A 25,902-nucleotide genomic window follows, 5' to 3' on the forward strand; every position below is an offset into this window, starting at 1 on the left:
ATCTGCGAGGTTTTTTAAATTTAGACTAGATAATAATTATTTTTTATCGTCTGCTACTTTATTTAATTTTTTAATTTCTTCATTGTATTCTTCACGAGCATCATCAATATCTCCATCATCTTCCATCTCTTCTCTATACTCTTCCCTAGCCTTACGGTTAATTTTTACGTATTTATCAAAAGTCTCATTTATTTCTTCAACTAAATCATCATAAGCTTCATTCAGTTCTTCAATATTTTCCTTTACATTCTTCTCATTACTATTTTGCTCTTTAATGTACTCATTATATTCTTTTTGTACATCTTCAATATCTTCAGTAATCTCCTCTGTCATCATCCATTCTGGTCTTGTTGACTGTAAAGACGCTATAGTGTTTTTAAAATTTGGTAACGCTGCTTTCATTGTATTTAAATCGGCGCCTTCAAGCTTTTTCATTTCTACAGATAGCGTATTAAATCCACTCCATCCACTAATTTGCATTGCATTTACATCTACATTCATAGAGCGTTCAACAACTTTACCATCCTTAGATCTCATTTTGTTGCCCTTTTTATGACCCATCATTTTTTCTGCGTCAGAATGACTTCCTTCCATGTTAGACTTATTCTCTTTTTGAGCATTCATCTCAACTTTATCCATATCAGCATCCTTAGATTTCTTTTCATCCATACAAGACGTAAGCGCTAATCCTGACATGGCTAAAGCTGATAATGTTATTTTTAAATTTTTCATAATTATAGTTTAAAGTTTTGGTTCGATGCAAATTTAAAACCAAGTCAGGCCTCTTAAAAAAAACTGACAATAAAATAATCTTAAAATTTTACACATAATTAACATAACACCTGTTTAAATTAACAATAATTGCAAAAATTATTAATTTTTAGCCAAAAAAAATCACATATTAACAAAAAAAAAAATCCATCTATTATTCTCTAAATGTATTAATACTTATTATAATTAAAGTACCATATAACATTTCTATTCTCTATTAAAGTCAGTTTTAAACTAATTATAAAAAAAAACTCAAGCAAGAATCTAATTATTTCACGACCAACTGAATTAATTACATGGAATATATTTCCTAACTTAAATCACTAACCAAAACAAACAACTATTATGAATCCAAAAGTATTTATGGTTCTAAGAATTTTACTTGGAATTTTCGTTTTAATCTTCGGATTAAATAAATTTTTAAACTTTTTACCTGCACCAGAAGGCATGAGTGCAGATGCCGGCGCTTACTTTGGCGCCTTAGTAAACGGTAAAACCATGGACCTAGTTGCTCTAGTAGAAATAGTTGCTGGTCTAGCATTAATATTCAATAAATTTGGTGCATTAATGGCTGTAATTTTAATGAGTGTTTCTGTAAATGCAGTATTATTTCATGCCGTTTTAGATCCTGGAAATATTGTACCAGCTTTGGCGCTATTAGCTTTGAATATAGTTGCTCTAATAGGTTACAAACACAAATACAAAGCACTATTAAGTTAATTTAATAATTAAGTATAATAAAAAAAAGGCTTCCAAATTGGAAGCCTTTTTATTCTATTTATCCTCTGCAATATTATTTTAAACTCGCTAAACTTGTTTTTAAAGTTTCAATTTTAGCTAAAGCGTCTGCTTCTTTCTTCTTCTCAGAAGCAATAACTTGCTCTGGAGCTCCAGCAACAAAACGCTCATTAGATAACTTCTTTTGTGCTATTTTTAAAGAACCTTCAGTATACTCTAACTCTTTAGTAAGTTTTATAATTTCAGCTTCTACATCTATATTTCCATCCATTGGTATAAAATACTCGTTAGACTTCACTCTAAAGGTTAATGCACCTTCTACAGCTTCAGTAACATATTCTATACTTTCAAGATTTCCTAATTTAGAAATCACCTCATCAAAAGTAGTGTTAGATTTTTCATTGTTTATTACAGAAAAACCTATTGCATCTTTAAACGCTATATTCTTTTCTTTTCTAACGGTTCTTATTCCAGATATAACTTCCGAAGCAAATTCAAATTGAGAAATTAAATCTTTATTTATTTGTTTAGCTTCTGGCCATTTTGCTACAATTAATGCTTCTTCGGGAGAACGTTCGGCAATATATTGCCAAATATCTTCAGTTAAGAATGGCATAAAAGGATGTAATATTATCAAGTTTTCCTCGAATATCGACATCACTCTATTGTACGTCTTAGCATCAATTGGTTGTTGATAAGCTGGTTTTACTATTTCTAGTAACCAACCACAAAAATCATCGTAAATTAATTTATAAATAGACATTAAAGCATCGCTTAAACGGTATTTACTAAAGTGATCTTCAATTTCTATTAAAGCCGTTTGAAACTTTGCTTCGTACCAATCTAAAGCAATTTTGCTTGAGTTTGGTTGTGGTATCGTATCGTTAACTTCCCATAAGTTTGTTAAGTTAAAAGCATTCCAAACCTTATTTCCAAAACCTTTTCCTTGTTGACAAAGTGCTTCGTCAAACATTAAATCGTTTCCGGCAGCACTACTAAATAACATACCAACACGTACACCATCTGCGCTATATTCTTCGATAAGTTTTAAAGCATCAGGAGAGTTTCCTAAAGATTTAGACATTTTACGTCTTTGCTTATCACGAACTAACCCTGTTAGGTATACGTTATTAAAAGGTTTTTCGTCTTTATATTCGTAACCTGCAATAATCATACGTGCTACCCAAAAGAATAAAATATCTGGCCCAGTAACTAAATCGTTAGTAGGATAATAATATTTAATTTCTTCGTTTTCTGGATTTCTAATACCATCGAAAACACTCATTGGCCATAACCAAGAAGAAAACCATGTATCTAAAGCATCTGTATCTTGTTTTAAATCTGAAGCTTTTAAATCTGATTTACCTGTAACTTTCTGAGCTTTTTCTAATGCAGCTTCAATAGTTTCTGCAACTACAAAATCTTCTTTTCCATCGCCATAGAAATACGCAGGAATTTGTTGCCCCCAAAGTAATTGTCTAGAAATATTCCAATCGCGAATATTCTCTAACCAGTGACGGTATGTATTTTCAAATTTCTTAGGAAATAATTTAATCTCTGCATCCTCACCTAAAACAGCTTCAATTGCTGGCTTTACCAACTCTTCCATTTTTAAGAACCATTGGTCGCTTAATCTTGGTTCGATAACTGCTTTTGTTCTTTCGCTAGTTCCTACTTTATTAATATGCGTTTCAGTTTTAACTAAAACACCTGTTTCTTCTAATAATTTAGCCACATTCTTTCTTGCAACAAAACGATCTTGTCCCTCAAATTGCAATCCAAAACTATTAAGTGAAGCATCATCATTAAAAATATCTATTACTTCTAATTTATGTTTATCACCTAAAACTTTATCATTTTCATCGTGAGCAGGTGTTACTTTTAAACAACCTGTTCCAAATTCTAAATCAACGTATTCGTCCTCTATAATAGGAATAACTCTTCCGCAAATAGGCACAATTGCTTTCTTTCCTTTTAAATGCGTGAAACGTTCATCTTCTGGATTTATACATATTGCAGCATCTCCAAAAATAGTTTCAGGTCTTGTAGTTGCAATAGTTAAAGTATCGTCGCTACCTTCAATTTTATAATTTATATAGTATAAGTTTCCTTGGCGCTCTACATGTATTACTTCTTCGTCAGACAATGTTGTCTTAGCTTCAGGATCCCAGTTTACCATACGGTAACCTCTATATATTAATCCTTTTTCATGTAAATCGACAAACACTTTAATTACAGCTTCAGACATATCGTCGTCCATTGTAAATTTCGTGCGTTCCCAATCGCAAGAACAACCTAATTTTTTAAGTTGATCTAGAATTACACCTCCATATTCTTCAGTCCAATCCCAAGCGTGTGCTAAAAACTCATCTCTTGTCAGGTCATTTTTGTCAATACCTTGCTCTTTTAAACGTGCAACAACTTTTGCTTCTGTAGCAATAGAAGCATGATCTGTTCCAGGTACCCAACATGCATTTTTACCCAACAAACGTGCGCGACGAATTAAGACATCTTGAATAGTATTATTCAACATATGTCCCATATGCAGTACACCTGTGACGTTTGGAGGTGGAATTACTATGGTGTAAGGTTCTCTTTCGTCTGGTGTAGAATGAAAATAATTATGCTCTGTCCAGTAGCTGTACCATTTGTTTTCTACCGTTTTTGCATCATATTTAGATGGAATGCTCATACTTTGGAATAGTTTTTGAATATTGATTAGCAAAAATACTTATATTTCTGTTTCTGCGAAATATTAACTAGTATTAATGTATAGTTAAATATACTGAATGTACTTGCGAGATTGTATTACATCTAATATTTTTGCAGAAGGAATAAAAAGTAGTTAAATTTACGAACCATTAAAAATCAAAATAAAATGAAAAATTTAATAACATTATTATTTGTAGGATTAATTACATTCTCAATTAATGCTCAAGAAAAGGTAGCAAAAATTGAATTTAAAGAAACAACAATAGATTACGGTACCATTGAAAAAGGTGCAGATGGCATTAGAGTTTTTGAATTTACAAATACCGGAGATGCTCCATTAATTGTATCTAAAGTAAGTTCTAGCTGTGGATGTACAGTCCCTAAAAAGCCTAAAGCTCCAATTATGCCAGGAATGACTGGAGAAATTGAAGTGAAATATGATACTAATCGTGTTAACCCAATTAGAAAAACAATTACTGTTTTATCTAATGCTACAACACCTACTGTTTCATTATCTATTAAAGGAAAAGTTATTGATCCGTCTAAAACAAGCGTATTAGAAAAATCAAGAACTAAAAGTGTTATGGAAAAATAATCCATCCTCCAAAATATTTTAAAAGCCGAAAACAATTGTTTTCGGCTTTTTTATTTTATAAAGGATTCTAATTTAAAAACTACCTTAATTTACTTCTCCTAACTACCGTTTCAATCTTTTTTAAAAAAAATATTGGTTATTATTTATGGCGTCACGTATCTTAAACGAATTTCATAACGGTTATAATACTTCCACTTAACCACGACTTATTGAGCCTTTAAGTTAAATGGTTGATGCATTATAAATTTCGAGAACATCCAGTTCTTGCAAAAAGATAATTGGCATATTCCCAACATGAGATTCTAAAAAAAGGAAAAGTGATTTTAATTTTAATAGCAACTGAAGTTAAAGAATATATTAACACAGATTAAACTTTTTTTTGCAACTTTGTTTTTTAAAATACAATCATATGCCATCTATTTCTAAAAAAGGGCTATCAATGCCTGAATCTCCAATAAGAAAGCTTGTTCCATTTGCAGAAAAAGCAACTAAACAAGGTAAAAGTATTTATCATTTAAATATTGGACAACCAGATATAAAAACACCTCAAATAGCTTTAGACGCTGTAAAAAATAACTCTTTAGAGATTTTAGCTTACACTAGATCTGAAGGTTCTGAAACATACAGACAAAAAATAGCAGACTATTATGCTAAAAATGATATTCATGTAAAGCATGATGACATTATTGTTACTACAGGCGGAAGTGAAGCACTTTTATTTGCCTTTGGAAGCATTATGGATGTAGACGATGAAGTTATTATTCCAGAACCATTTTATGCAAACTACAATGGTTTCTCAACAGCATCTGGAGTAAAAGTTGTTCCTGTTATTTCTAAAATAGAAGATAATTTTGCTTTACCTGCAATAGAAGAGTTCGAAAAATTAATAACGCCTAAAACAAAAGCGATTTTAATTTGTAACCCAGGAAACCCAACAGGTTATTTATATTCTAAAGAAGAAATTAAAAAATTAGCAGACATTGTAAAAAAACATGATTTGTTTTTAATTGCAGACGAAGTCTACAGAGAGTTCGCCTACGACGGTGCTAAACATTATTCTATTTTACAAGAAGAAGAACTAGACGATTACGCAATAGTAATTGACTCTGTTTCGAAACGTTACAGCATGTGTGGTGCTAGAATTGGTTGTTTAGTTTCTAAAAATAAACAAGTAATAAAAACGGCTTTAAAATTTGCTCAAGCAAGATTAAGTCCTCCAACACTAGCACAAATTGCTAGTGAAGCAGCTTTAGAAACACCACAAAGTTATTTTGATGATGTTATTGAAGAGTATGTAGAAAGAAGAAACACTTTAATTACTGAATTAAATAAAATTGAAGGTGTTAAAGTTGGAAACCCAAAAGGCGCTTTTTATTGTATTGCAGAGCTTCCTATAAAAGACAGTGATAAATTTGCACAATGGCTTTTAGAAGACTTTGAAGTGAATGGAGAAACAATAATGGTTGCTCCTGCAGCAGGCTTCTACTCTACTCCTGGAGTTGGTTTAAACCAAATAAGGATTGCTTACGTACTTAACAAAGAAAGCTTAGTAAAGTCAGTAAATATTCTTAAAGAAGCACTTAAAGTGTATAAAGATTAGTGCGAATTCAACATAACATATCCTTAAAAAACTACAACACCTTTGGTATTGATGTAAAGGCACGTCATTTTATTTCGGTAATTACTTTACTTGAATTAATTTCTATTTTACAACTCGAAGACTATCCACAAAAAATAATGCTTGGTGGTGGCAGTAATATGCTTTTAACAAAAGATGTCGATGCACTTGTAATTCATCTTAATTTAAAAGGCACTAAGGTTATTGAAGATAAAGAAAACCATGTGCTCATTAAAGCCAATGCAGGAGAGAACTGGCACGAATTTGTACTTTGGTGTTTAGATAATAATTTCGGAGGATTAGAGAATATGTCTCTAATCCCTGGAAATGTTGGCACCTCTCCAATTCAAAATATTGGAGCATACGGTATCGAACTAAAAGACAATTTTATATCATGTGAAGCTTTAAATTTAGAAACTTTAAAAATTGAAGTTTTTAAAAATAAAGACTGTCATTTTGGATATAGAAATTCGATTTTTAAAAATGAAGCTAAAGGCAAATACGTAATTACAAGTGTTGTATTTAAGCTTTCTAAAAATAATCATCAATTACATACTAATTATGGTGCTATTATTTCGCAGTTAGAAGACATGCAAATAAAAAGCCCTACAATACAAGATGTTTCTAATGCCGTTATAGCAATAAGACAGAGTAAACTTCCAGATCCAAAAAAAATTGGCAACAGTGGTAGTTTCTTCAAGAACCCAATCATTTCAAGTGAAAATTATGAGAATTTAAAACAAAATTTTCCTAATGCACCTAGTTATCCTGTTTCAAGCAACGAAGTTAAAATTCCAGCTGGGTGGCTTATCGAAACAGCAGGCTTTAAAGGCAAGACCTTTAATAACTATGGTGTTCATAAAAAGCAAGCACTTGTTTTAGTTAATTATGGAGGAGCAAAAGGCGAGGATATTCTTGAGCTATCAAAACTAATTCAAAAAACAATTTATCGTATCTTTAATATCTCGATTGAAGCAGAAGTTAATATTCTTTAAACAATAAGTTTCCAATCGTAAAGTTAAACTAACTAATAAAAGACACCAACATAGTTTGAGTACTTCAATTGAACAAGACATTATAGCTTTATTAAAAAATGGCAACAAAAAAGCCATTTCACTTCTATACGAACACTACTCTGGAGCACTTTTAGGTGTTGTTAGAAAAGTGATTTCAGATGAGGATATTGCGCAAGATGTACTGCAAGAAAGTTTTATAAAAGTTTGGAAAAAAGGAAAGACTTACGACCCTTCTAAAGCAAAATTATTTACGTGGTTATATCGTATATTTTATAATTCTGCAATAGATAAAGTGCGTTCTTTAAAGAACAAAACGAATAAAGAAGTCCAAATAGAAGATTCCAACGTATATAAACTGACGACCAATAGTTTAAATCAAGACACTTTAGATATACAAAAGCACTTGAGTAGTTTAGAGTTAAAATATCAGGTAGTTTTAAATGCGCTATTTTTTGAAGGCATGACCCAACAAGAAGCAAGCGAAGAACTGAATATTCCATTAGGAACAATTAAATCTAGATTAAAAATAGGTTTACGAGAATTAAAAAAAATTTACAACCCTTAATTGTAAAACCGCGAAATGATGACTGTTGATAAAGACACATTTTTAAAATCTGATTTGTTAGAAAGATATCTAATAGGTCTAACCAATACCCAAGAGAGCCTTGAGGTAGAAACCTATATAAACACTTTTCCAGAAGTTAAGGAAGCTTATAATGCTCTCGAGAGCAAATTAGAATTAGTTGCCTTTGCAAATGCAGAAGAAGCTCCTACGCATCTTCTTGGTGATATATTAGAAACCCTAGATGACAAACCAGTTATTTCTTTAACTAAAAAAACAAAGAAATCATGGTTTAATTTTGGAATTGCAGCTAGCGTTGCAGCATTAGTATTTGCTGGTAGTTCAGTATATTTCTTTTTTCAGAATCAAGATTTATTAAATGAAAATCAAGTAATTGTAGATGAACTATACGATTTAAGAAGTGACATAGATCACAACAGTTTAAAGTTCGATGCCTTGGCAGAACAATTTTCTCAATTAAATAATACGGAAACTGAAAAATATATTTTAAAAGGTAACCGTCGTGCTAAAAATTTAAAAACTATAGTTTATATAAATCCTAAAGAAAGAACATCAATGATAGATGTTGTCTCGCTCCCTATTTTATCTAAAGATCAAGAATTTCAAATGTGGGCAGATTTACAGGATAAAAAAGTTAATCTAGGAATTCTAAGTGTTAAAGATAGACGCTTACAGCAAATACCTTACACTAAAGATGCTTTAGGTATAAGCATTACTATTGAACAGAAAGGAATTAATCCCAATAACAACTCTACAGATACTCCTGTCGCAGAGATAGAGTTAAAACTTGAAGATTAAAAAACACTTTACATTACCAATATAAAGCTTCACAAATTTGTGAAGCTTTTTTTATTAGTACTAAATTTAAATAAAAAAGAATAAAATAGTATCTTTGTAGAAGAAATTTAAAATAAATTCTATTGAAACTTTTACTACTTACTTTAGCATTATTAGGTATTGCCGTTGCAGGAATCGCCATTAAAATTTGGGCAAAAAAGGATGGTAAATTTGCAGGTACTTGCGCTAGCCAGAATCCTATGCTTAATAAAGATGGAGATGCTTGTGGATTTTGCGGTAAAACTCCAGACCAATTCGAAAACTGCGAGGATATTCAACACTCGTAATATTTTATGATGTTACTTGACGTTATATTCTACAGCTTTGTTGTTGTGGCATCTATTCAAGTGGTATACTATGGTGTACTTTTTGGCAGCTTTTCTTTTAAAAAGGAAGAAAGGAGTAAGCAAACAAGCCTTCCTATTTCCATATTAATATGCGCTAAAAACGAAGCTAAGAACCTTAAAAAATTCTTACCTTCTATTCTCGAGCAACGCTATTCTAATTTTGAAGTTGTCTTAATTAACGATGCTTCTATTGATGACACATTAGATGTCATGGAAGCCTTCGCCGCAAAACATGACAATATAAAAATTGTTAATGTAAAAAATATTGAAGCTTTTTGGGCAAATAAAAAGTACGCACTAACATTAGGAATTAAAGCGGCAACACATACTAACTTATTATTTACAGATGCAGATTGCAAACCTGTTTCAAACTATTGGATTAGTGAAATGGCTGGGTGTTTTAACAAAGAGAATACTATTATACTAGGCTATGGTGCTTATAATAAAATAAAAAAATCATTTCTTAATAAATTAATAAGATACGAAACACTATTAACGGCTATTCAATATTTCTCGTTTGCAAAACTAGGCACTCCGTTTATGGGTGTTGGTCGAAACCTGGCTTACAATAGAGAAGAATTTTACAAAACTAACGGCTTTATCAAGCATATAGATGTTAGATCTGGAGACGATGATTTATTTATTAACGAAGCGGCAAATTCTAAAAACACAACCATTTGTTGTACAAAAGAAAGCTTCACGACCTCCAACCCAAAAACAACTTTTAACCAATGGTTCCGCCAAAAGCGTCGTCATGTTTCTACAGCAAATAGATATCAATTTAAACACAAAGCCTTACTAGCCTTGTTTTACATCTCTCAAATTTTATTTTGGGTACTCTCTATTATTTTAATTAGTAGTCTTTATTATTGGCCGTTTATTGTAGGCTTGGTCGTTTTTAGGTTTATAGTGCAGTATCTATCCGTTGGTTTCTCAGCCAAAAAATTAAATGAAACTGATGTCTTGTATTTGCTTCCTTTTCTCGAACTATTTTTAATTGGGTTCCAATTAACTATATTTATCGCAAATCTTATCTCAAAACCTAAGTATTGGAAATAGAAGAAGCTATTACTCAAGCAAAACAGAATAACCAAAAAGCATTCAATTTTTTACTGGATGAATATTGGGATTACGTTTATGGATTTCAGTTAAAACGTGTTACAAACGAATATGATGCCGAAGATATAACGATACAAACCTTCTCAAAAGCTTTTGATAAAATTGCTAATTTTGATGAAAAATATGCATTCAAAACATGGCTTATTACCATTTCTAAAAACATTCATATTGATTTAGTTCGCAAAGAAAAAAGCTCTATCCACTCGAAAATAACAGATAATGAAGATGATAAAATTTATCGAGTTTTAGACGATTCTCCTTCTCCAGAAGACAAATTAATTACAGAGCAAAATCTAGCAAAATTACTTAAAGATATAAAAAAGTTAAAACCACATTATCAAGATGTAATTAATCTGCGCTATTTTCAAGAATTAACCTATACTGAAATTAGTCAAGAACTTAATGAACCAATGAATAACATTAAAGTTAAACTCCTTAGAGCTAAAAAATTATTGGCAGAAATCATTAAAAGATAATTGATAAAATTACCACTTACTATTGTATAGAATACTTCGTATCTTTGTAGCCAGATAATAAAACTATGAATACAGAAACGGCTTCAATTATATTACCTAAAGAAAGACAACCAAAACCAAAATGGTTACGTGTAAAATTACCCACTGGAAAAAAATACACAGAACTTCGCGGTTTAGTAGATAAGTACAAATTAAATACTATTTGTGCCTCAGGAAGTTGCCCTAATATGGGCGAGTGTTGGGGAGAAGGAACTGCTACCTTTATGATCTTAGGAAATGTTTGTACACGTTCTTGTGGGTTTTGCGGTGTAAAAACTGGGAGACCAGAAACTGTAGATTGGGACGAACCAGAAAAAGTGTCTCGCTCAATTAAGATCATGAAAATTAAACACGCAGTTTTAACTAGCGTTGATAGAGATGATTTAAAAGACATGGGAAGCATAATGTGGGCAGAAACAGTTAAGGCTGTTCGCAGAATGAATCCTGAAACCACTTTAGAAACACTTATTCCAGATTTTCAAGGCATAGAAAAGCATATAGATAGAATTATAGCCGTAGCACCGGAAGTGGTATCACACAATATCGAAACGGTAAAACGTTTAACAAGAGAAGTTAGAATTCAAGCAAAATACGAACGCAGCTTAGGTGTTTTAAAATATTTAAAACAACAAGGGCAACGTAGAACAAAATCTGGAATTATGCTAGGTTTAGGTGAAACTCGTGAAGAAGTTATAGAAACTTTACACGATTTACGAGCTAATGATGTAGACGTTGTTACTATTGGACAATATCTTCAGCCAAGTAAAAAACATTTACCTGTAAAAGAATTTATTACTCCAGATCAATTTAAGGAATATGAAGAAATTGGTTTAAGTTTAGGTTTTCGTCATGTAGAAAGTAGTGCTTTGGTGCGCTCTTCTTACAAAGCTCAAAAACACATTAACTAAAATGATTACAATTGCAATAAACGGTTTCGGTCGTATTGGTCGTCGCGTTTTTAGACTATTACAAGAACATAAAAACATAAAGGTTGTGGCTATTAATGATTTAGCAGATGCCAGAACGCTAAGCCATTTATTTAAATACGATAGTATTCACGGTGTTTTTAAAGGTAAAGTATCCCATACCGAAAACAGTATTCTCGTTGATAGCGATGAGGTTGCCCTTCTAAACGAAAAACATCCCAAAAACATAAACTGGAAACCTTTTAAGCCTGACTTTGTAATAGAAGCAACAGGTAAATTTAAAGAAAAACGAGACTTAGATTTTCATTTAAAAAATGGAGCTAAACGTGTAATATTAAGTGTACCTGCCATAGATGATGACATTAAAACTATTGTTATTGGAACTAACGAAGACACTTTAGATGGAACAGAAACAATAATTTCTAACGCATCTTGTACAACTAATAATGCAGCACCAATGATTGCTATTATTAACGAACTCTGTGGTATCAATCAAGCTTATATTACAACGATACATTCTTACACTACAGATCAAAGTTTGCACGATCAACCTCATAGAGATTTACGTCGCGCTCGAGCAGCAGGACAATCTATAGTTCCCACAACAACAGGCGCAGCAAAAGCTTTAACAAAAATATTCCCAGAATTAGCAAGCGTTATTGGTGGTTGTGGTATTCGTGTACCAGTCGCAAACGGATCGCTTACAGACATTACTTTTAATGTAAAAGAAACAGCTTCTATTGAAGCTATAAACGCGGCTTTTAAAGTGGCATCAGAGAACAAATACAAAGGTATTTTGGAATATACTGAAGACCCAATTGTATCTATTGATATTGTTGGCAATCCTCACTCTTGTATTTTCGATTCTCAAATGACTTCTGTGATTGGAAACATGGTGAAAATTATTGGTTGGTACGATAATGAAACAGGATACTCTAGCCGCCTTATTGACCTGATTATCAATTTATCGGAAAAAAACACACTTTTATCGGTTTAATAATTATATTTGTGACTCAAAAATTATGCTATAATGTCCCAATTTCGCAAAACACTTTATATTATATTTTTGTTTTTTGGAGTACTTGTAAATGCACAAGAACTTACTCTAGACAAACTTAATTCCCTTCAAGAAAAAGTAAATAACGACCTATCCTTAGCTCAAAAAAAAATTGAGAACTTTCAGTATTTTCAAGCTAAAGATGATATCGAAAATGCTAAAAAAAATGCAAAAGCTCTTAACGACAAAAAGAGTTTAGGATTAGCGTATTCTAAATTAGGGAAAATTCAATATTTACTAGAAGAGCATAACCAAGCCACCACCACTCTTATTAAAGCAATTGAGATACAACGTTCTATTAAAGACAATATTAACATTGCAGAAACGCATAAAACACTGGGCGATGTATATTTGGCAACAAATAAGCTCGAAAAAGCTTTAGACTATTATAAATATGCAGAAGCGCTATTTAACCAAGAGAATTTACAGCAACAAGAAACAGAAGTTATTCTAAAAAAAGGACAAGCGTATTTAGGTCTAGAAGATTTTAAAAACGCAGAAAACACATTTAACGTAGCCATTTCATTATCTCGTCGTTTTAAATTTGATAAGTTACTAAGTAGTAGTTTAATTTATTTAGGCGAAACACAATCCAAGAATGGAGGCTTAGGCCTAGCTCTAAAAAATGCCAACGAAGGCTTCTCTATTGCCAAAGAAAATAAAGTTTTTGATGTCTTAAGCGTAGGGTATTTAACTTTAAGTAACTTGCATGAAGCTGATGGAAGTTATCAACTTGCAAATAAATATTTGAAATCATATTTAAAATTATCAGATTCTTTAATGAATGTTAAAAGAGTTTTAGCAGCTAAAGAGATTGACTACCAGCAAAATAGCAAAGCAAATTTAAAAGAAGAAGAAGAAAGCTCAAGCACTTTCACTCAATTAATTACAATTTTAAGTATTGCACTTATTACAATTTTATCTCTATTAACTTTATCATTATATAAAAACAATAATATTAGATTAAAATCTAATAATGTTTTACATAAAAAAAACAGCGAATTAATAGTTAGTAAAGAGAAAGCCGAATTAGCTTCTAAAACAAAAGCCAACTTTTTATCTACTGTAACTCACGAATTACGAACACCTTTGTATGCTGTTACAGGATTAACAAACATGCTTTTAGACGAAAACCCAAAACCAGAACAAATACCGCATTTAAAGTCGTTAAAATTTTCTGGAGATTATTTATTAACTTTTATTAATGACATCCTTCAAATTAATAAAATTGAAGCAAATAAAGTAGAAGTTGAAAGTGAAGTTTTCAATTTAAAAAAGAAAATAGCTAATGTTATTTCTGCCTTAAACAACTCTGCTGTTGGAAATAATGTAAAAATGCATTTTGAATTTGATGAAAGTCTACCACACAATTACAATGCAGATCAACTTAAAATATCTCAAATATTAATTAACCTTATTGGTAATTCTATTAAATTTACCAAAAACGGAGATATTTGGGTTCGTGCTGTAAAAATTAATGAAAAGAACGGGCTTTATAATATTCGTTTCGAAGTTCAAGATAATGGGATTGGTATTAGCACAGAAAAACAAGAACATATGTTCGAAAGTTTTTCTCAAGGCTCAATTCAAATAAATAGAAAATATGGCGGTACCGGTTTAGGACTTTCAATAGTTAAAGGATTAATAGATATTTTAAAAGGTAAAATATATCTTAAAAGTATGCTAGGACAAGGCTCAACTTTCTTCTTTGAGCTACCTCTTGAATTTGCAGAAGAAGCGATAGAAAAAGAACAAATCAGTTATTTTAAAGATATAAGCGAAGTGGAATTAAGCGATATTAAGATTCTTATAGTAGAAGACAATAAGATCAACCAAATGATTACAAAAAAGATTCTAACCAAGATGAAACTTAACTGTGAAGTTGTAGAAAATGGAGAGGACGCTGTAGAAAAAGTAAAAGCCAACAAATACGATGTTGTCTTAATGGACATACATATGCCTGGAATTAGTGGTATTGAAGCCACTAAAATTATTAGAACTTTTAATAAGGATTTAACAATTTTTGCGCTTACAGCCGTAACCATAGAAGACAAAATGGTAGAGTTTGATGAAGCCGGTTTTACGGATATTATTAGTAAACCTTTTAAACAGGAAGATTTCGAGAAGAAATTATTCGATGCTTTAATACTTAAAGAAAAAAGTTAGTATTCAATTCTATTTTGCACTAAATCATTAAAAGCGTCTGGATTATCTATAGCTATCTCTATTGGTAAATAATATAGCTTAGAAGTTAAGTCATCCTCTGAAATTAATCTAACATAATCCTTTTCGGTAGTAATAACTAAATCACTTTTAGATATTGTTTCAATCTCCTTTTTAGTAAATTCGTGATGATCACTATACTCTAGATGATTAAAAGTTAATCCTTCATTTCTTAAAAATTCAACTAGTGGTTTCGCATTTGCAATTCCTGTAACAAGAGTAAATGCTTTTAAACTTTTTAAAGCAATAGTTTTATTCTTACCAATAACCTCACTTGCATAACTAATACTGCTAAAAAAAACACTTTGATATTCTTGCAGCTTTAAATTAGATTCAATGCTATTCTTTTTATCTCTAGATAGATTATTCGGGCATTTGGTAACTACAATAATTTGTGCTCGCTTTGCTCCCGCTCTAGGCTCACGCAAATTACCAGTTGGCAAAACAATATCCTTGTAATAGAGATTTGAGTACGTAGTCAATAAAATATTAAGTTTAGCTTTTACTTTTCTATGCTGAAAAGCATCATCCAAAATAATTAGATTAGGTTGGTTACTAAGTTTTCTTAAACTGGAAATTCCGTTTTGCCTATCCTCATCAACAGAAACTTGAATACGCTCTTTAAATTTATTATAAAATTGAAAAGGCTCATCACCTAGTGTTTCGGCAGAAGACGTTTTAGAAGCCAATACAAAACTTTTGGTCTTTCTGCCATAACCTCTACTCAGGGTTGCTAAATTATAGTCGTCTGTCAATAATCGAATTAAATATTCCACCATTGGTGTTTTTCCTGTGCCTCCTGCGCTTAGATTCCCAACGCAAATTGTAGGAAAGTCATAAGTTTTAGAAGTTTTTACGCCTAAGTCGTATAATGTATTGCGGCACCAAGTCACCATGTAATAAATGGGTACAATTGGAAATAATAAGAGTCTAATAAATTTCATTAATGTTGTTTCAATATAACGAAAGTAAAATTTTTATATTTGTTAAAGTATAATTCAAATAATCAATTACTGAAAACATATGATAATTCAAGATGTTATTAATCATTTAGAAGACTTTGCGCCTTTGGCTTATGCCGAAGATTTCGATAATGTAGGTTTGCTTGTAGGTGATAAAAACGCAAAGCTAACAGGTGTATTAGTAACTCTAGACACTTTGGAAGCCGTTGTAGACGAGGCGATAACTAATAACTGTAACCTTATTGTAAGTTTTCATCCTATAATTTTTAAAGGTTTAAAAAAGTTAACAGGTAAAACATATGTTGAGCGCACAGTTCAAAAAGCAATAAAAAATGACATTGCTATTTATGCTATTCATACAGCATTAGACAATCATGTAAATGGAGTAAATGATATGATTTGCGATCAATTAGGTCTTTTAAATCGTAAAATATTAATTCCTCAATCTGAAACTATAAAAAAACTAACCACTTACGTTCCAAAAGTTGAAGCTGAAAACTTAAGACAAGCTATTTTTAATATTGGTGCTGGAACCATTGGTAATTATAGCAATTGCAGTTTTAATATTGAAGGCGTTGGGACTTATATGGGTAACCAAAACTCTAATCCAACAAAAGGAATTAAAGGAAAAACTCATTTTGAAGAAGAAACACAGATTAGCGTTACTTTTACCAAACATTTAGAAGCGAGAGTTCTAGCCGCACTATTTGAAAATCATTCTTACGAAGAAGTTGCTTACGAAATAACAACCTTAGAAAATAACAACCAAAATATTGGAATGGGAATGGTTGGTGTTTTAGAAAAACCAATGTCTGAAACAGATTTTTTTAACTTCTTAAAAACTAAAATGAATACCGAATGCATTCGTCATTCTAAATTTATTAATAAACCCATTCAAAAAATTGCAGTTTTAGGTGGGTCTGGTAGTTTTGCTATTCAAGCTGCAAAGTCAGCAAATGCGGATGTTTATGTGACATCAGATTTAAAATATCATGACTTCTTTTCTGCAGAAAACAGTATTGTTCTGGCAGACATTGGACATTATGAAAGCGAACAATACACAAAAAACGGTTTAGTAGCACATCTTACAAAAAAAATTAGTAATTTTGCAATCGTTTTATCGACGACAAACACCAATCCAGTTAAGTATTTTTAAAATATGGCAAAGAGTAAAGAAATAAGTGTAGAACAACGTTTAAGAGCTTTATACGATTTACAACTAATCGATTCTAGAATAGATGAAATAAGAAGTGTTCGTGGAGAACTACCTTTAGAAGTTAGCGATCTAGAAGATGAAGTTACTGGGTTAAAAACTAGATTAGCGAAACTTGAAGACAATTTAGCGTCTACAGATTCTCAGATTAGTGATAAAAAGAACCTAATTGAAGAAGCAAAAACTTTAATAAAAAAGTATAGCGAGCAACAAAAAAATGTTAGAAATAACAGAGAATTTAACTCGATAACTAAAGAAGTAGAATTTCAAGAACTTGAAATAGAACTTGCTGAAAAACACATTAGAGAGTTTAAAGCGCAAATTGAGCAGAAAAAAGTAGTTGTTGACAAAACAAAAGCGCATGCTAAGGAACGTGAAACACACCTAAAGCATAAAAAGAATGAGTTAGATGCTATTTTAGCAGAAACTGAAAAAGAAGAAGAAGCGTTACTTAAAAAATCTGAAGATTACAAGAAAAAAATCGAAGAGCGTTTGGTAAAAGCTTACCACAGAATCCGTACTAATGTAAAGAATGGCTTAGCTGTTGTGCCAATTGAAAGAGGTGCTGCTGGAGGTTCTTACTTTACAATTCCACCACAGGTACAAATGGAAATTGCTGCACGTAAAAAAATTATTACAGATGAGCATTCAGGACGTATTTTAGTTGATGAAGTTTTAGCTGATGAACAAAAAGCAAAAATGGAAAAAATGTTTAAAAAACTATAATTCCATTCTGAATATTATAATTAGGCCTTCATATTTTTATGAAGGCTTTTTTTATTTAACAAAACTTTAGATTTTCCGTTGTAAAACCCTTTAACTTCTACCGACTAAAATTAAAACATCCTTATGAAAAAGATAATATTATTAGTTGCAATAGGTTTATTATTCAGTTGTAAAAATACTGCGCAGAATACAGAAAATAAAAAATCTAATGATTCTGTAAAAACAGGAGAGCCTAAAGAAGTAGCATTAGAAAACGGAATGGCAAAAGCATATTTTGCTAGCGGTTGCTTTTGGTGTGTAGAAGCTGTTTACGAAAGTGTAAATGGTGTTATAGAATCCATAAGCGGTTATGCTGGAGGTCATACTAAAAACCCAACCTACGCGGCTAGTAATACTGGCAGAACTGGACATGCTGAAGCTGTCGAAATTATTTACAACCCAGAAGTTGTGAGTTTCGAAACACTTGTAGATGTTTATTTTGCATCACAAAATCCAACACAAGTTAATGGTCAAGGTCCTGATAGAGGTTCTCAGTATCGTTCTATTATTTTCTATCAAAATGATATCCAGAAAAAAATTATTGAAACGAAAAAAAATACATTGGCTAAACAGTTAGGTAAAACAATTGCAGCAGAAGTGTATCCTTTTAAAAAGTTTTGGGTTGGTGAAGATTATCACCAAAATTACGAAAGATTGCATCCTGACAATTCTTACATTAGAAATGTTTCAATACCTAGATTGGAGAGTTTTCAAAGAAAAATGCCTGATGTCTTAAAAGAAAAACATTAATATTTTGCATTTTATCGGTTAAATGTGTTATTTTGTCGACGAAAATAATCTTGATTTGAACAAATAATCGTTTCGTTCTTACTAGATGTATTTTTGCTCCACTACGCATTTAAACCCAAATTAAAATGAGAAAAATATTACTATTAATCATTGCCTTAACTCTTAATTCTATTGTGTTTTCACAAAATGCAAACGTAATTATTACCGTAGAATGGCCGCAATGGTCTACAGAAAATAAGGTTGAACTATACAGTCCAGACAATACATTATTACAAACAATAGACAATGGGTATGATGGAAGTGGAGTCGCTGCAAATCCATATACCGAAACCACGTCGTCAGTAAGTTACCCTATCAACGCATCCACAACGGCCGGATATTATGTGATTGTTTACGATACTTATGGTGATGGATGGAATGGAAATGGAACATTAAATATCACAGCTGATGGTGTGAGTGCACTATCCTTTAATGGGAGTTTTAATACAAGTGCAACAAGTTCCGAAATAACTCAAACTATATATTTCGCCGTTGAAAACCCACCTGTTCCTGGACCAGGAGTTCCCGTTTTTTACGAGCAATTTGCTGGTGATACCAGAGAATACATAGAATATATTCCAGGCAATTTACCTATAATTATTTCAGCACCTCATGGTGGTGTAAAACAATCTGGATCTACTATTGGTGGAACAAATTATCCAGATAACGATTCTACGCTTCCAGACAGAAGCTGTGGAACTAATGAAAGAGATGATAATACAGATATTTTAATTAGAGAAATTCAAGAAGAAATATTCAACTTAACAGGCTGTTATGCACACATAATAATTAACAATTTACATAGATCAAAATTAGATCCAAACAGAGCACAAAGCGAAGCTACCTGTGGAGACGCTGATGCTATTGATCACTGGAATGCATGGCATAGTTTTATAGACCAAGCTAGTACTGCTGTTAATAATAATTGGGGAAAAGGATTATATATCGATTTACACGGTCAAAGTCATACTATTCCAAGAATAGAAATTGGATATAATATTACTGCTGGCGAGTTAAATGGTAGTACGATTAATACTACAACAATTATTAATAAGTCAACAATAAAAAACCTAGTAAGCAATAACATAAACAACCTAGGTATTGAAGATCTAGTAAGAGGAAATAATAGTTTAGGTGAATTATTTCAAACTGCACCAGGAACTTTTTATAACAATAATGTAGATCCTGGTTGTGGTGTCACGTCTGGTTATAGAGCTGTGCCAAGTAACTCAGATTATGGAAATACTAGTTGTGACGATACACAACCACATAGCAACGCCTATTTTGATGGTAATTTTTATAACAATAGAAGACATGGATCTGGTAGTGGAAGTGGAACAAATGCAGGTGCAGAAGATGGAGGAGGAACTATAGATGGTATTATGACCGAAGTAAATAGAAGAGTAAGAGATTTAGGAACATACAATGGAAATGTTTACGATACTAGACCTCAAACCTTAGTGCCTTTTGCTAAAGATTATGCTGCTGTTGTTTTAGATTATATTGATATTCATTATAATGACTTTTCTGATTTTGAATTCGATTCAATCTCATACAATACAACAGATTCCGATCCAACACCAACTATTAATGGCGTTCCAAATGGAATATTTTCAAGTACTAATGGATTAGCAATAGATAACTCTACAGGTCTTATAGACACCTCTGCTTCTACACCTGGAAATTACGTTGTTACCTTTGCAGCTGGATCTTGTGGTTACTATTCTTCGACAAGAAATATTGAAATAATAGATAATACTTTAAGCATAGACTCTTTCGAGAATGTTACTTTCAAATTATTTCCAAACCCAACAAAGAATACAATACAATACCAAGCCAATAGAGTAATCTCTAAAGTAAAAGTCTTTAATTTACTAGGTCAGGAAATGGACTCTGTTAATACTAATGCAAGACAAGCTACATTAGATTTATCAGATTTCGCTTCGGGTTCTTACCTGCTATCGTTCTATATACAGGACCAATTGGTAAATTCTAAACTGGTTATTAAAAACTAAAGTTTAGTTGCTTTAATTTCAAAGATAAGAGGATATAATTTATCCTTTGTTACATAATTGCCCGATTTGGTTTCGACTAATTCGGGCAATACGTTATAAGGGCTTTCGTTATATTCATTTAAGTATTCAATTTGTAAGCCTGCTTCAGTTAAAGCGTTTATTACTTCGCTTAAACCATGATTCCAGCCATACTCTTTGGTTATCATTTTAGATTCTTGGTTAGCATAAGTACCTTCATATTCTTCATAAATTACCTCATCTTGCATATAACCATATTTCATAATTGGCTTACCATCTAAATAATCGAACATCCAAACAATGGGATGAAACTCCGCCATATAAAATACACCACCTTTTTTAAGTTTTTCGGCAATCATTTTTCCCCAAGGTTTTAAATCTGGTAACCAACCTATAACACCATAACTAGTAAAAACAATATCAAAAGAGCCTTTAAAATGCTTTGCCGTATCTAAAACATTACAACAAATAAATTTTGCATCTAATTCTAATTCCTCATTAAGTTGTTGCGCTAATTTTATACCTGCATCGCTTAAGTCTACTCCTGTGCATTTAGCTCCTAATCTAGTCCAACTTAAGGTGTCTTGTCCAAAATGACATTGTAAATGCAGTAAAGACTTGCCGTTTACATCTCCTAAAGCATCCAACTCGTATTGCATTAAAGATGTTTTTCCTTTTTTAAAAGCATCCATTGCATACATATCGCTTTCTGAATGTACTTTTACTTTATCGTTCCACGTCGCTTTATTGGCGCTAAAATATTCTGAATTATTGTTCATAATTTCATTGTTGGTTTATTTCATGTGCCTGTAATTGTTGCTTTTTGTAGACACATGTTGTTCTCTTTTAATTTTGATAATTAAAAACGAACATGCTCGTTTCAAAACTAATTAATATTTCTTAGCTTTGAAAGAAAACCGAAATCCATGTACAGATTGTTAATTGTATGCTTACTTATTTTTACATCTTGTAAAAAAGAACAACCTCAAAAAGAATATACGCTTGCCGAAAAAATTGCGAATGCTCATGGTTTAGAAAACTGGGATAAAGTAAAAGAATTTCACTTTTCATTTAATGTAGATAAAGACAGTTCTCATTTTGGTCGCTCTTGGATCTGGAAACCCAAAGTTAACGAAGTGACAATGCTAACAGCAAAAGACACCATTACATACAAAACCTTTAAAATTGAACAAGAAAGCTTAGAAGCAGATCGCGCTTTTATAAACGATAAATATTGGGCATTATTCCCGTTTCAATTAATTTGGGATACTAGCGCTACTCTTGGAGTAACTTCTAAAGCTGAAGCGCCAATTAGTAAAAAAGAACTAAATAAAGTAACGTTAACATACCCTGCAAAAGGAGGTTATACTCCTGGAGATGCTTACGATATTTTTTATGATGATAATTACGTTATTCAAGAATGGGTTTTTAGAGAAGCTAATGCAGTCGAGCCATCGATGGTTAATACATTTGAAAACTACAAAGATTTTAATGGTATTAAAGTCGCTCAAGATCATAAAAAAGCCGAAGGTAATTGGAATCTTAATTTTACCAATATTAAAGTTATTACTGAATAATCCCTAAAATCAATCAAGTGTCAAACTATAAATTAGGCAGCGATTACGCTAAACAATTAGACAAAGAAGATAAAATTTCACATTATAGAGATCAATTCCATATTCCAAAAGATAAAGATGGAAATGATTGGTTGTACTTTACAGGAAACTCACTCGGTTTACAACCAAAAGCAACAAAAGACTACATAGCTCAAGAGCTTAAAGACTGGGCAAACCTTGGAGTAGAAGGTCATTTTGAAGCAAAAAACCCTTGGTTACCTTATCATGAATTCTTAACAGAATCTATGGCGAAAATTGTTGGAGCAAAGCCAATAGAAGTAGTTATCATGAATACGCTAACTACGAACTTGCATTTGCTAATGGTAAGTTTTTACCAACCCACAAAAACAAAATATAAAATTGTAATTGAAAGCGACGCTTTCCCTAGTGATCGTTACGCAGTGCAAACACAATTAGAGTTTCATGGTTTCGATGCCAATCAAGGTGTAATAGAATGGAAACCTAGAAAAGGAGAAGATCTTTTAAATATTGAAGATTTAGAAACCATTCTTGAAGAACAAGGAGACGAAATTGCACTACTACTTATTGGAGGTGTAAACTATTACACAGGACAATATTTAGATATAAAGAAGATAGCAGAACTAGGCCACGCAAAAGACTGTATGGTTGGTATTGATTTAGCACACGGAGCAGGAAACATTAAACCAGACTTTCATGATTCTGGAGTCGATTTTGCAGCTTGGTGTACTTATAAATATTTAAATTCTGGACCTGGAAGTTTAGGCGGACTCTTTGTACACGAAAAACATGCACATAATAAAGACTTAAAACGCTTTGCAGGTTGGTGGAGTCATAACAAGAAAACCCGCTTTAATATGCGACAACCATTAGACGTTATTCCGGGAGCCGAAGGTTGGCAATTAAGTAATCCTCCAATTTTATCTATGGCTGCAATTAAGGCTTCTTTAGATATGTTTAATGAAGTTGGAATGGATGCACTTCGAGAGAAGTCTAAAAAACTAACTGGTTATTTCGAATTTTTAATTAATGAATTAAATAACGATAAGATAAAAATCATCACACCTTCTAATCCTAAAGAAAGAGGTTGCCAGCTTTCTATACAAGTTAAGGATGCTGATAAAAATTTACACAAAAAATTAACCGAAGTACATATTATTACAGACTGGAGAGAGCCAGATGTTATACGCTGTGCTCCTGTTCCATTATATAATACGTTTGAGGATGTTTATAGAATGGTAGATAAATTAAAAAGGATTTTAAATGAGTAAAAAAGACAACATACTTATCATTGGAGCTGGACTTTGTGGTTCTCTCTTAGCCTTACGTTTAGCTCAAAGAGGCTATACAGTAAGCGTTTACGAAAGCAGACCCGATTTACGTACTACAGATATTTCTGCAGGACGCTCTATAAATTTAGCATTGTCAGACAGAGGCTTAAAAGCCATGCGTCTTGCAGGTGTAGAAGATAAAGTAAAACCACTTTGCATACCAATGCATGGTCGTTTGGTTCATGATACAGAAGGTAACACGTTTCCATCTAATTATTCAGGAAGAGATAACGAATATATTAACTCTATTTCTAGAGGAGATTTAAACGGTTTACTGCTTACTGAAGCCGATAAATATGATAATCTAACTATTCATTTTAATAAAAGATGTAATGGTATCGATATTGAAAACAACATTGCAAAACTATACGATTACGTAACTAAAACGGAATTTGAAGTTAAAGGCGATGTTCTTTTTGGTACAGACGGAGCAGGATCGTCACTTAGAAAAAGCTATTATTTAGAACGTAAATTTCTATTTAGCTACTCGCAAAACTACTTAACACATGGTTATAAAGAATTAGAAATCCCAGCTTCTAAAGAAGGCACACACTTAATAAGTAAAGATTATTTACACATTTGGCCAAGAGGAGAATACATGCTTATTGCATTACCAAATCTAGACGGAAGTTTTACAGTAACATTATTTTTAAGTTATGAAGAAGGAGAATACAACTTCAGCAACTTAACAACAGAAGATACTATAAAGGAATTCTTTAAAACACAGTTCCCTGACGCTTTAACATTAATACCTAATATAGCCGAAGAATTTTCTAATAACCCAACAGGAGCTTTAGGTACAGTAAAATGTTCACCTTGGCATTACAAAAACAAAAATGTACTATTAGGAGATTCAGCACATGCTATTGTTCCTTTTTACGGACAAGGTATGAATGCCTCTTTTGAAGACGTAACCGTTTTTGATGCTATTTTAGAACAACACGAAGGCGATTGGGAATCCATTTTTAAAGTCTACGAAAAAACTAGAAAAGCAGATACAGATGCTATTGCAGATTTAGCAATAGACAACTATTACGAAATGCGTGACCACGTTGCTAATCCTATTTTTAAAGAAAAACGTACTATTGAAATGGCTCTAGAAAAAGAATTTCCAAACGCTTATTTTTCAAAATACTCTATGGTGACTTTTAAAGAAGACATTCCGTATTATGAAGCTATGACAAAAGGAAGAGCACAAGATAAAGCAATTTTAAACTTATTAGTAAATAAAGAAATTACTACAACCGAAGATTTAAATAGTATCTTAAAAAAAGTACAACAAGAAACCGAAACGATTTTGCAAGACGATAAGATTGCAGGATTGAAATAGTGAGCAGTAAGCAGTAAGCAGTAAGCAGTAAGCAGTAAGCTAAAATGAAAATAATTTGGACAAAACAAAAACGCAGTAAAAATTAAAGTCCTAAATCAATTCGGAAGAATTGAACGTCAAGGCGAAGAATAGATTTAGAAAAGCTTCGAGAACAGGAGAACGCAGTTCGACGCGAAGTTTTCAAATCGGTTTCAGTTTATAAAACTGAAAATTCCTTGACTTGATCGTGATTTTTTGGTTCGTTTTGCATCAAGGCAAAATGAATAAGAGAAAATAAAGATGAAATTGCCACGATTTAAAAAATCTCGTCATGACACAAACGAGAAAAAAAATATAAAAACAGAAGTAAAACTAACATTAAAAAGATTCCTGCCTTCGCAGGAATGACAAATATGGAAGGAACTAAAGTAACACCAAGAGGAGCATATCCACACGTAAAACAAGTTGGCGATTTCATTTTCGTTTCAGGAACAAGTTCTCGTAGAGCAGACAACACCATTGCTGGAGTAGATATTATAGACGAAATGGGAACTAAAAAACTAAACTCCTACACACAAACGCAAGAGGTTTTAAAAAACATAGACACCAATCTTAAAAAAGTTGGAGCCAGTTTAAAAGACATTGTAGATGTTACTTCATTTTTAGTAAACATGAATGATTTTGCCGATTACAACAAAGCTTACGCTGAATTTTTTGATAAGGAAACAGGACCAACAAGAACAACTGTAGCAGTACACCAATTACCACATCCCGATTTGGTGGTGGAGATTAAGGTTATGGCTTATAAGAAACAATAACTGTCATTCCTGCAAGAGCAGGAATTGTAT

At 32.0% G+C, this 25,902-nt stretch carries 24 protein-coding genes; 20 read left to right on the forward strand and 4 right to left on the reverse strand.

Annotation, left to right across the window (positions count from 1 at the left end; genetic code table 11):
- Positions 1–36 precede the first annotated feature (36 nt).
- Complete coding sequence (locus ASC44_RS06230) at positions 37–732, reverse strand: hypothetical protein (protein ID WP_055446755.1); 696 nt, start codon at positions 730–732, stop codon at positions 37–39.
- 384 nt (positions 733–1,116) lie between these two features.
- Between ASC44_RS06230 and ASC44_RS06235 the strand changes: the two genes are divergently transcribed.
- Complete coding sequence (locus tag ASC44_RS06235; RefSeq protein WP_055446756.1) at positions 1,117–1,491, forward strand: DoxX family membrane protein; 375 nt, start codon at positions 1,117–1,119, stop codon at positions 1,489–1,491.
- A gap of 73 nt (positions 1,492–1,564) precedes the next feature.
- Here the strand turns inward: ASC44_RS06235 and ASC44_RS06240 are convergent, their stop codons facing one another.
- Positions 1,565–4,201, reverse strand: coding sequence for a valine--tRNA ligase (locus ASC44_RS06240; RefSeq protein WP_055446757.1), 2,637 nt, complete (start codon positions 4,199–4,201; stop codon positions 1,565–1,567).
- A 186-nt stretch (positions 4,202–4,387) separates the two neighbouring features.
- Here ASC44_RS06240 and ASC44_RS06245 point away from each other — a divergent pair, with 186 nt between their 5' ends.
- The 11 genes from ASC44_RS06245 (at position 4,388) to ASC44_RS06295 (ending at position 15,000) form a co-directional block, all read left to right on the forward strand.
- Positions 4,388–4,816 (forward strand): DUF1573 domain-containing protein, encoded by a 429-nt coding sequence (locus tag ASC44_RS06245; RefSeq protein WP_055446758.1) that lies wholly within the window; start codon positions 4,388–4,390, stop codon positions 4,814–4,816.
- 409 nt (positions 4,817–5,225) lie between these two features.
- Positions 5,226–6,416 carry a pyridoxal phosphate-dependent aminotransferase gene (locus tag ASC44_RS06250; protein WP_055446759.1) on the forward strand — a complete coding sequence of 397 codons (1,191 nt, stop codon included), beginning with the start codon at positions 5,226–5,228 and terminating at the stop codon, positions 6,414–6,416.
- The gene (gene murB / locus ASC44_RS06255; RefSeq protein ID WP_055446760.1) at positions 6,416–7,429 is read left to right on the forward strand and encodes a UDP-N-acetylmuramate dehydrogenase; all 1,014 of its coding nucleotides are present in this window, start codon (positions 6,416–6,418) and stop codon (positions 7,427–7,429) included. Before ASC44_RS06250 ends, murB begins: the two co-directional genes overlap by 1 nt.
- A 55-nt stretch (positions 7,430–7,484) precedes the next feature.
- Positions 7,485–8,015, forward strand: a complete 531-nt coding sequence (locus tag ASC44_RS06260; RefSeq protein WP_055446761.1) for an RNA polymerase sigma factor — start codon at positions 7,485–7,487, stop codon at positions 8,013–8,015.
- A 15-nt stretch (positions 8,016–8,030) separates the two neighbouring features.
- Positions 8,031–8,831: an anti-sigma factor domain-containing protein gene (locus tag ASC44_RS06265; protein ID WP_241491413.1), complete on the forward strand. Its 801-nt coding sequence runs from the start codon at positions 8,031–8,033 to the stop codon at positions 8,829–8,831.
- Between the two features lie 122 nt (positions 8,832–8,953).
- Complete coding sequence (locus ASC44_RS06270) at positions 8,954–9,157, forward strand: hypothetical protein (protein ID WP_055446763.1); 204 nt, start codon at positions 8,954–8,956, stop codon at positions 9,155–9,157.
- 6 nt (positions 9,158–9,163) lie between these two features.
- Positions 9,164–10,276, forward strand: coding sequence for a glycosyltransferase (locus tag ASC44_RS06275; protein ID WP_055446764.1), 1,113 nt, complete (start codon positions 9,164–9,166; stop codon positions 10,274–10,276).
- Positions 10,267–10,812 carry an RNA polymerase sigma factor gene (locus tag ASC44_RS06280; RefSeq protein ID WP_055446765.1) on the forward strand — a complete coding sequence of 182 codons (546 nt, stop codon included), beginning with the start codon at positions 10,267–10,269 and terminating at the stop codon, positions 10,810–10,812. Before ASC44_RS06275 ends, ASC44_RS06280 begins: the two co-directional genes overlap by 10 nt.
- 65 nt (positions 10,813–10,877) lie before the next feature.
- Complete coding sequence (gene lipA, locus ASC44_RS06285) at positions 10,878–11,759, forward strand: lipoyl synthase (RefSeq protein ID WP_055446766.1); 882 nt, start codon at positions 10,878–10,880, stop codon at positions 11,757–11,759.
- 1 nt (position 11,760) lies between these two features.
- Entirely contained in the window at positions 11,761–12,774 is a 1,014-nt protein-coding gene (gene gap / locus ASC44_RS06290; RefSeq protein WP_055446767.1) for a type I glyceraldehyde-3-phosphate dehydrogenase, read from the forward strand.
- Between the two features lie 33 nt (positions 12,775–12,807).
- Positions 12,808–15,000: an ATP-binding protein gene (locus tag ASC44_RS06295; protein WP_055446768.1), complete on the forward strand. Its 2,193-nt coding sequence runs from the start codon at positions 12,808–12,810 to the stop codon at positions 14,998–15,000.
- On the opposite strand, the gene lpxK is transcribed toward ASC44_RS06295, so the two are convergent.
- Positions 14,997–16,001 (reverse strand): tetraacyldisaccharide 4'-kinase, encoded by a 1,005-nt coding sequence (lpxK, locus tag ASC44_RS06300; protein WP_055446769.1) that lies wholly within the window; start codon positions 15,999–16,001, stop codon positions 14,997–14,999. The two genes, ASC44_RS06295 and lpxK, sit on opposite strands and share 4 nt — an antisense overlap.
- Before the next feature lie 79 nt (positions 16,002–16,080).
- On the opposite strand from lpxK, the gene ASC44_RS06305 reads away from it, so the two are divergent.
- From ASC44_RS06305 to ASC44_RS06320, 4 genes are all read left to right on the forward strand, one after another.
- Positions 16,081–17,175, forward strand: a complete 1,095-nt coding sequence (locus ASC44_RS06305; protein ID WP_055446770.1) for a Nif3-like dinuclear metal center hexameric protein — start codon at positions 16,081–16,083, stop codon at positions 17,173–17,175.
- A gap of 3 nt (positions 17,176–17,178) precedes the next feature.
- Entirely contained in the window at positions 17,179–17,958 is a 780-nt protein-coding gene (locus ASC44_RS06310) for a zinc ribbon domain-containing protein (protein WP_055446771.1), read from the forward strand.
- 123 nt (positions 17,959–18,081) lie between these two features.
- Complete coding sequence (gene msrA / locus ASC44_RS06315; RefSeq protein ID WP_055446772.1) at positions 18,082–18,747, forward strand: peptide-methionine (S)-S-oxide reductase MsrA; 666 nt, start codon at positions 18,082–18,084, stop codon at positions 18,745–18,747.
- A gap of 125 nt (positions 18,748–18,872) precedes the next feature.
- The gene (locus tag ASC44_RS06320; RefSeq protein WP_055446773.1) at positions 18,873–20,801 is read left to right on the forward strand and encodes a T9SS type A sorting domain-containing protein; all 1,929 of its coding nucleotides are present in this window, start codon (positions 18,873–18,875) and stop codon (positions 20,799–20,801) included.
- On the opposite strand, the gene ASC44_RS06325 is transcribed toward ASC44_RS06320, so the two are convergent.
- Entirely contained in the window at positions 20,798–21,598 is an 801-nt protein-coding gene (locus ASC44_RS06325) for a class I SAM-dependent methyltransferase (RefSeq protein ID WP_055446774.1), read from the reverse strand. The two genes, ASC44_RS06320 and ASC44_RS06325, sit on opposite strands and share 4 nt — an antisense overlap.
- 147 nt (positions 21,599–21,745) lie before the next feature.
- Between ASC44_RS06325 and ASC44_RS06330 the strand changes: the two genes are divergently transcribed.
- The 4 genes from ASC44_RS06330 to ASC44_RS06345 all read left to right on the forward strand — a co-directional run bounded on the left by ASC44_RS06330 (position 21,746) and on the right by ASC44_RS06345 (position 25,872).
- On the forward strand, positions 21,746–22,396 hold the full coding sequence (locus ASC44_RS06330; RefSeq protein WP_055446775.1) for a hypothetical protein: 651 nt from the start codon (positions 21,746–21,748) through the stop codon (positions 22,394–22,396).
- A 17-nt stretch (positions 22,397–22,413) separates the two neighbouring features.
- Complete coding sequence (kynU, locus tag ASC44_RS06335) at positions 22,414–23,685, forward strand: kynureninase (protein ID WP_055446776.1); 1,272 nt, start codon at positions 22,414–22,416, stop codon at positions 23,683–23,685.
- Positions 23,678–25,075 carry an FAD-dependent oxidoreductase gene (locus ASC44_RS06340; protein ID WP_055446777.1) on the forward strand — a complete coding sequence of 466 codons (1,398 nt, stop codon included), beginning with the start codon at positions 23,678–23,680 and terminating at the stop codon, positions 25,073–25,075. The genes kynU and ASC44_RS06340 overlap by 8 nt, the downstream gene beginning before the upstream one ends.
- 392 nt (positions 25,076–25,467) lie before the next feature.
- On the forward strand, positions 25,468–25,872 hold the full coding sequence (locus ASC44_RS06345) for a RidA family protein (protein ID WP_055446832.1): 405 nt from the start codon (positions 25,468–25,470) through the stop codon (positions 25,870–25,872).
- The last annotated feature ends 30 nt before the right edge of the window (positions 25,873–25,902 follow it).

This window comes from Lacinutrix mariniflava, from assembly GCF_001418015.1.
GTDB classification, from domain to species: Bacteria; Bacteroidota; Bacteroidia; order Flavobacteriales; family Flavobacteriaceae; genus Lacinutrix; species Lacinutrix mariniflava.

Bases quoted from the DNA above. Each gene is read 5' to 3' on its own strand.
- ASC44_RS06230 (WP_055446755.1), bottom strand. From the start codon at position 732: ATGAAAAATTTAAAAATAACATTATCAGCTTTAGCCATGTCAGGATTA.
- ASC44_RS06235 (WP_055446756.1), top strand. From the start codon at position 1,117: ATGAATCCAAAAGTATTTATGGTTCTAAGAATTTTACTTGGAATTTTC.
- ASC44_RS06240 (WP_055446757.1), bottom strand. From the start codon at position 4,201: ATGAGCATTCCATCTAAATATGATGCAAAAACGGTAGAAAACAAATGG.
- ASC44_RS06245 (WP_055446758.1), top strand. From the start codon at position 4,388: ATGAAAAATTTAATAACATTATTATTTGTAGGATTAATTACATTCTCA.
- ASC44_RS06250 (WP_055446759.1), top strand. From the start codon at position 5,226: ATGCCATCTATTTCTAAAAAAGGGCTATCAATGCCTGAATCTCCAATA.
- ASC44_RS06265 (WP_241491413.1), top strand. From the start codon at position 8,031: ATGATGACTGTTGATAAAGACACATTTTTAAAATCTGATTTGTTAGAA.
- ASC44_RS06275 (WP_055446764.1), top strand. From the start codon at position 9,164: ATGATGTTACTTGACGTTATATTCTACAGCTTTGTTGTTGTGGCATCT.
- lipA (WP_055446766.1), top strand. From the start codon at position 10,878: ATGAATACAGAAACGGCTTCAATTATATTACCTAAAGAAAGACAACCA.
- gap (WP_055446767.1), top strand. From the start codon at position 11,761: ATGATTACAATTGCAATAAACGGTTTCGGTCGTATTGGTCGTCGCGTT.
- ASC44_RS06295 (WP_055446768.1), top strand. From the start codon at position 12,808: ATGTCCCAATTTCGCAAAACACTTTATATTATATTTTTGTTTTTTGGA.
- lpxK (WP_055446769.1), bottom strand. From the start codon at position 16,001: ATGAAATTTATTAGACTCTTATTATTTCCAATTGTACCCATTTATTAC.
- ASC44_RS06305 (WP_055446770.1), top strand. From the start codon at position 16,081: ATGATAATTCAAGATGTTATTAATCATTTAGAAGACTTTGCGCCTTTG.
- ASC44_RS06310 (WP_055446771.1), top strand. From the start codon at position 17,179: ATGGCAAAGAGTAAAGAAATAAGTGTAGAACAACGTTTAAGAGCTTTA.
- msrA (WP_055446772.1), top strand. From the start codon at position 18,082: ATGAAAAAGATAATATTATTAGTTGCAATAGGTTTATTATTCAGTTGT.
- ASC44_RS06320 (WP_055446773.1), top strand. From the start codon at position 18,873: ATGAGAAAAATATTACTATTAATCATTGCCTTAACTCTTAATTCTATT.
- ASC44_RS06325 (WP_055446774.1), bottom strand. From the start codon at position 21,598: ATGAACAATAATTCAGAATATTTTAGCGCCAATAAAGCGACGTGGAAC.
- ASC44_RS06330 (WP_055446775.1), top strand. From the start codon at position 21,746: ATGTACAGATTGTTAATTGTATGCTTACTTATTTTTACATCTTGTAAA.
- ASC44_RS06340 (WP_055446777.1), top strand. From the start codon at position 23,678: ATGAGTAAAAAAGACAACATACTTATCATTGGAGCTGGACTTTGTGGT.
- ASC44_RS06345 (WP_055446832.1), top strand. From the start codon at position 25,468: ATGGAAGGAACTAAAGTAACACCAAGAGGAGCATATCCACACGTAAAA.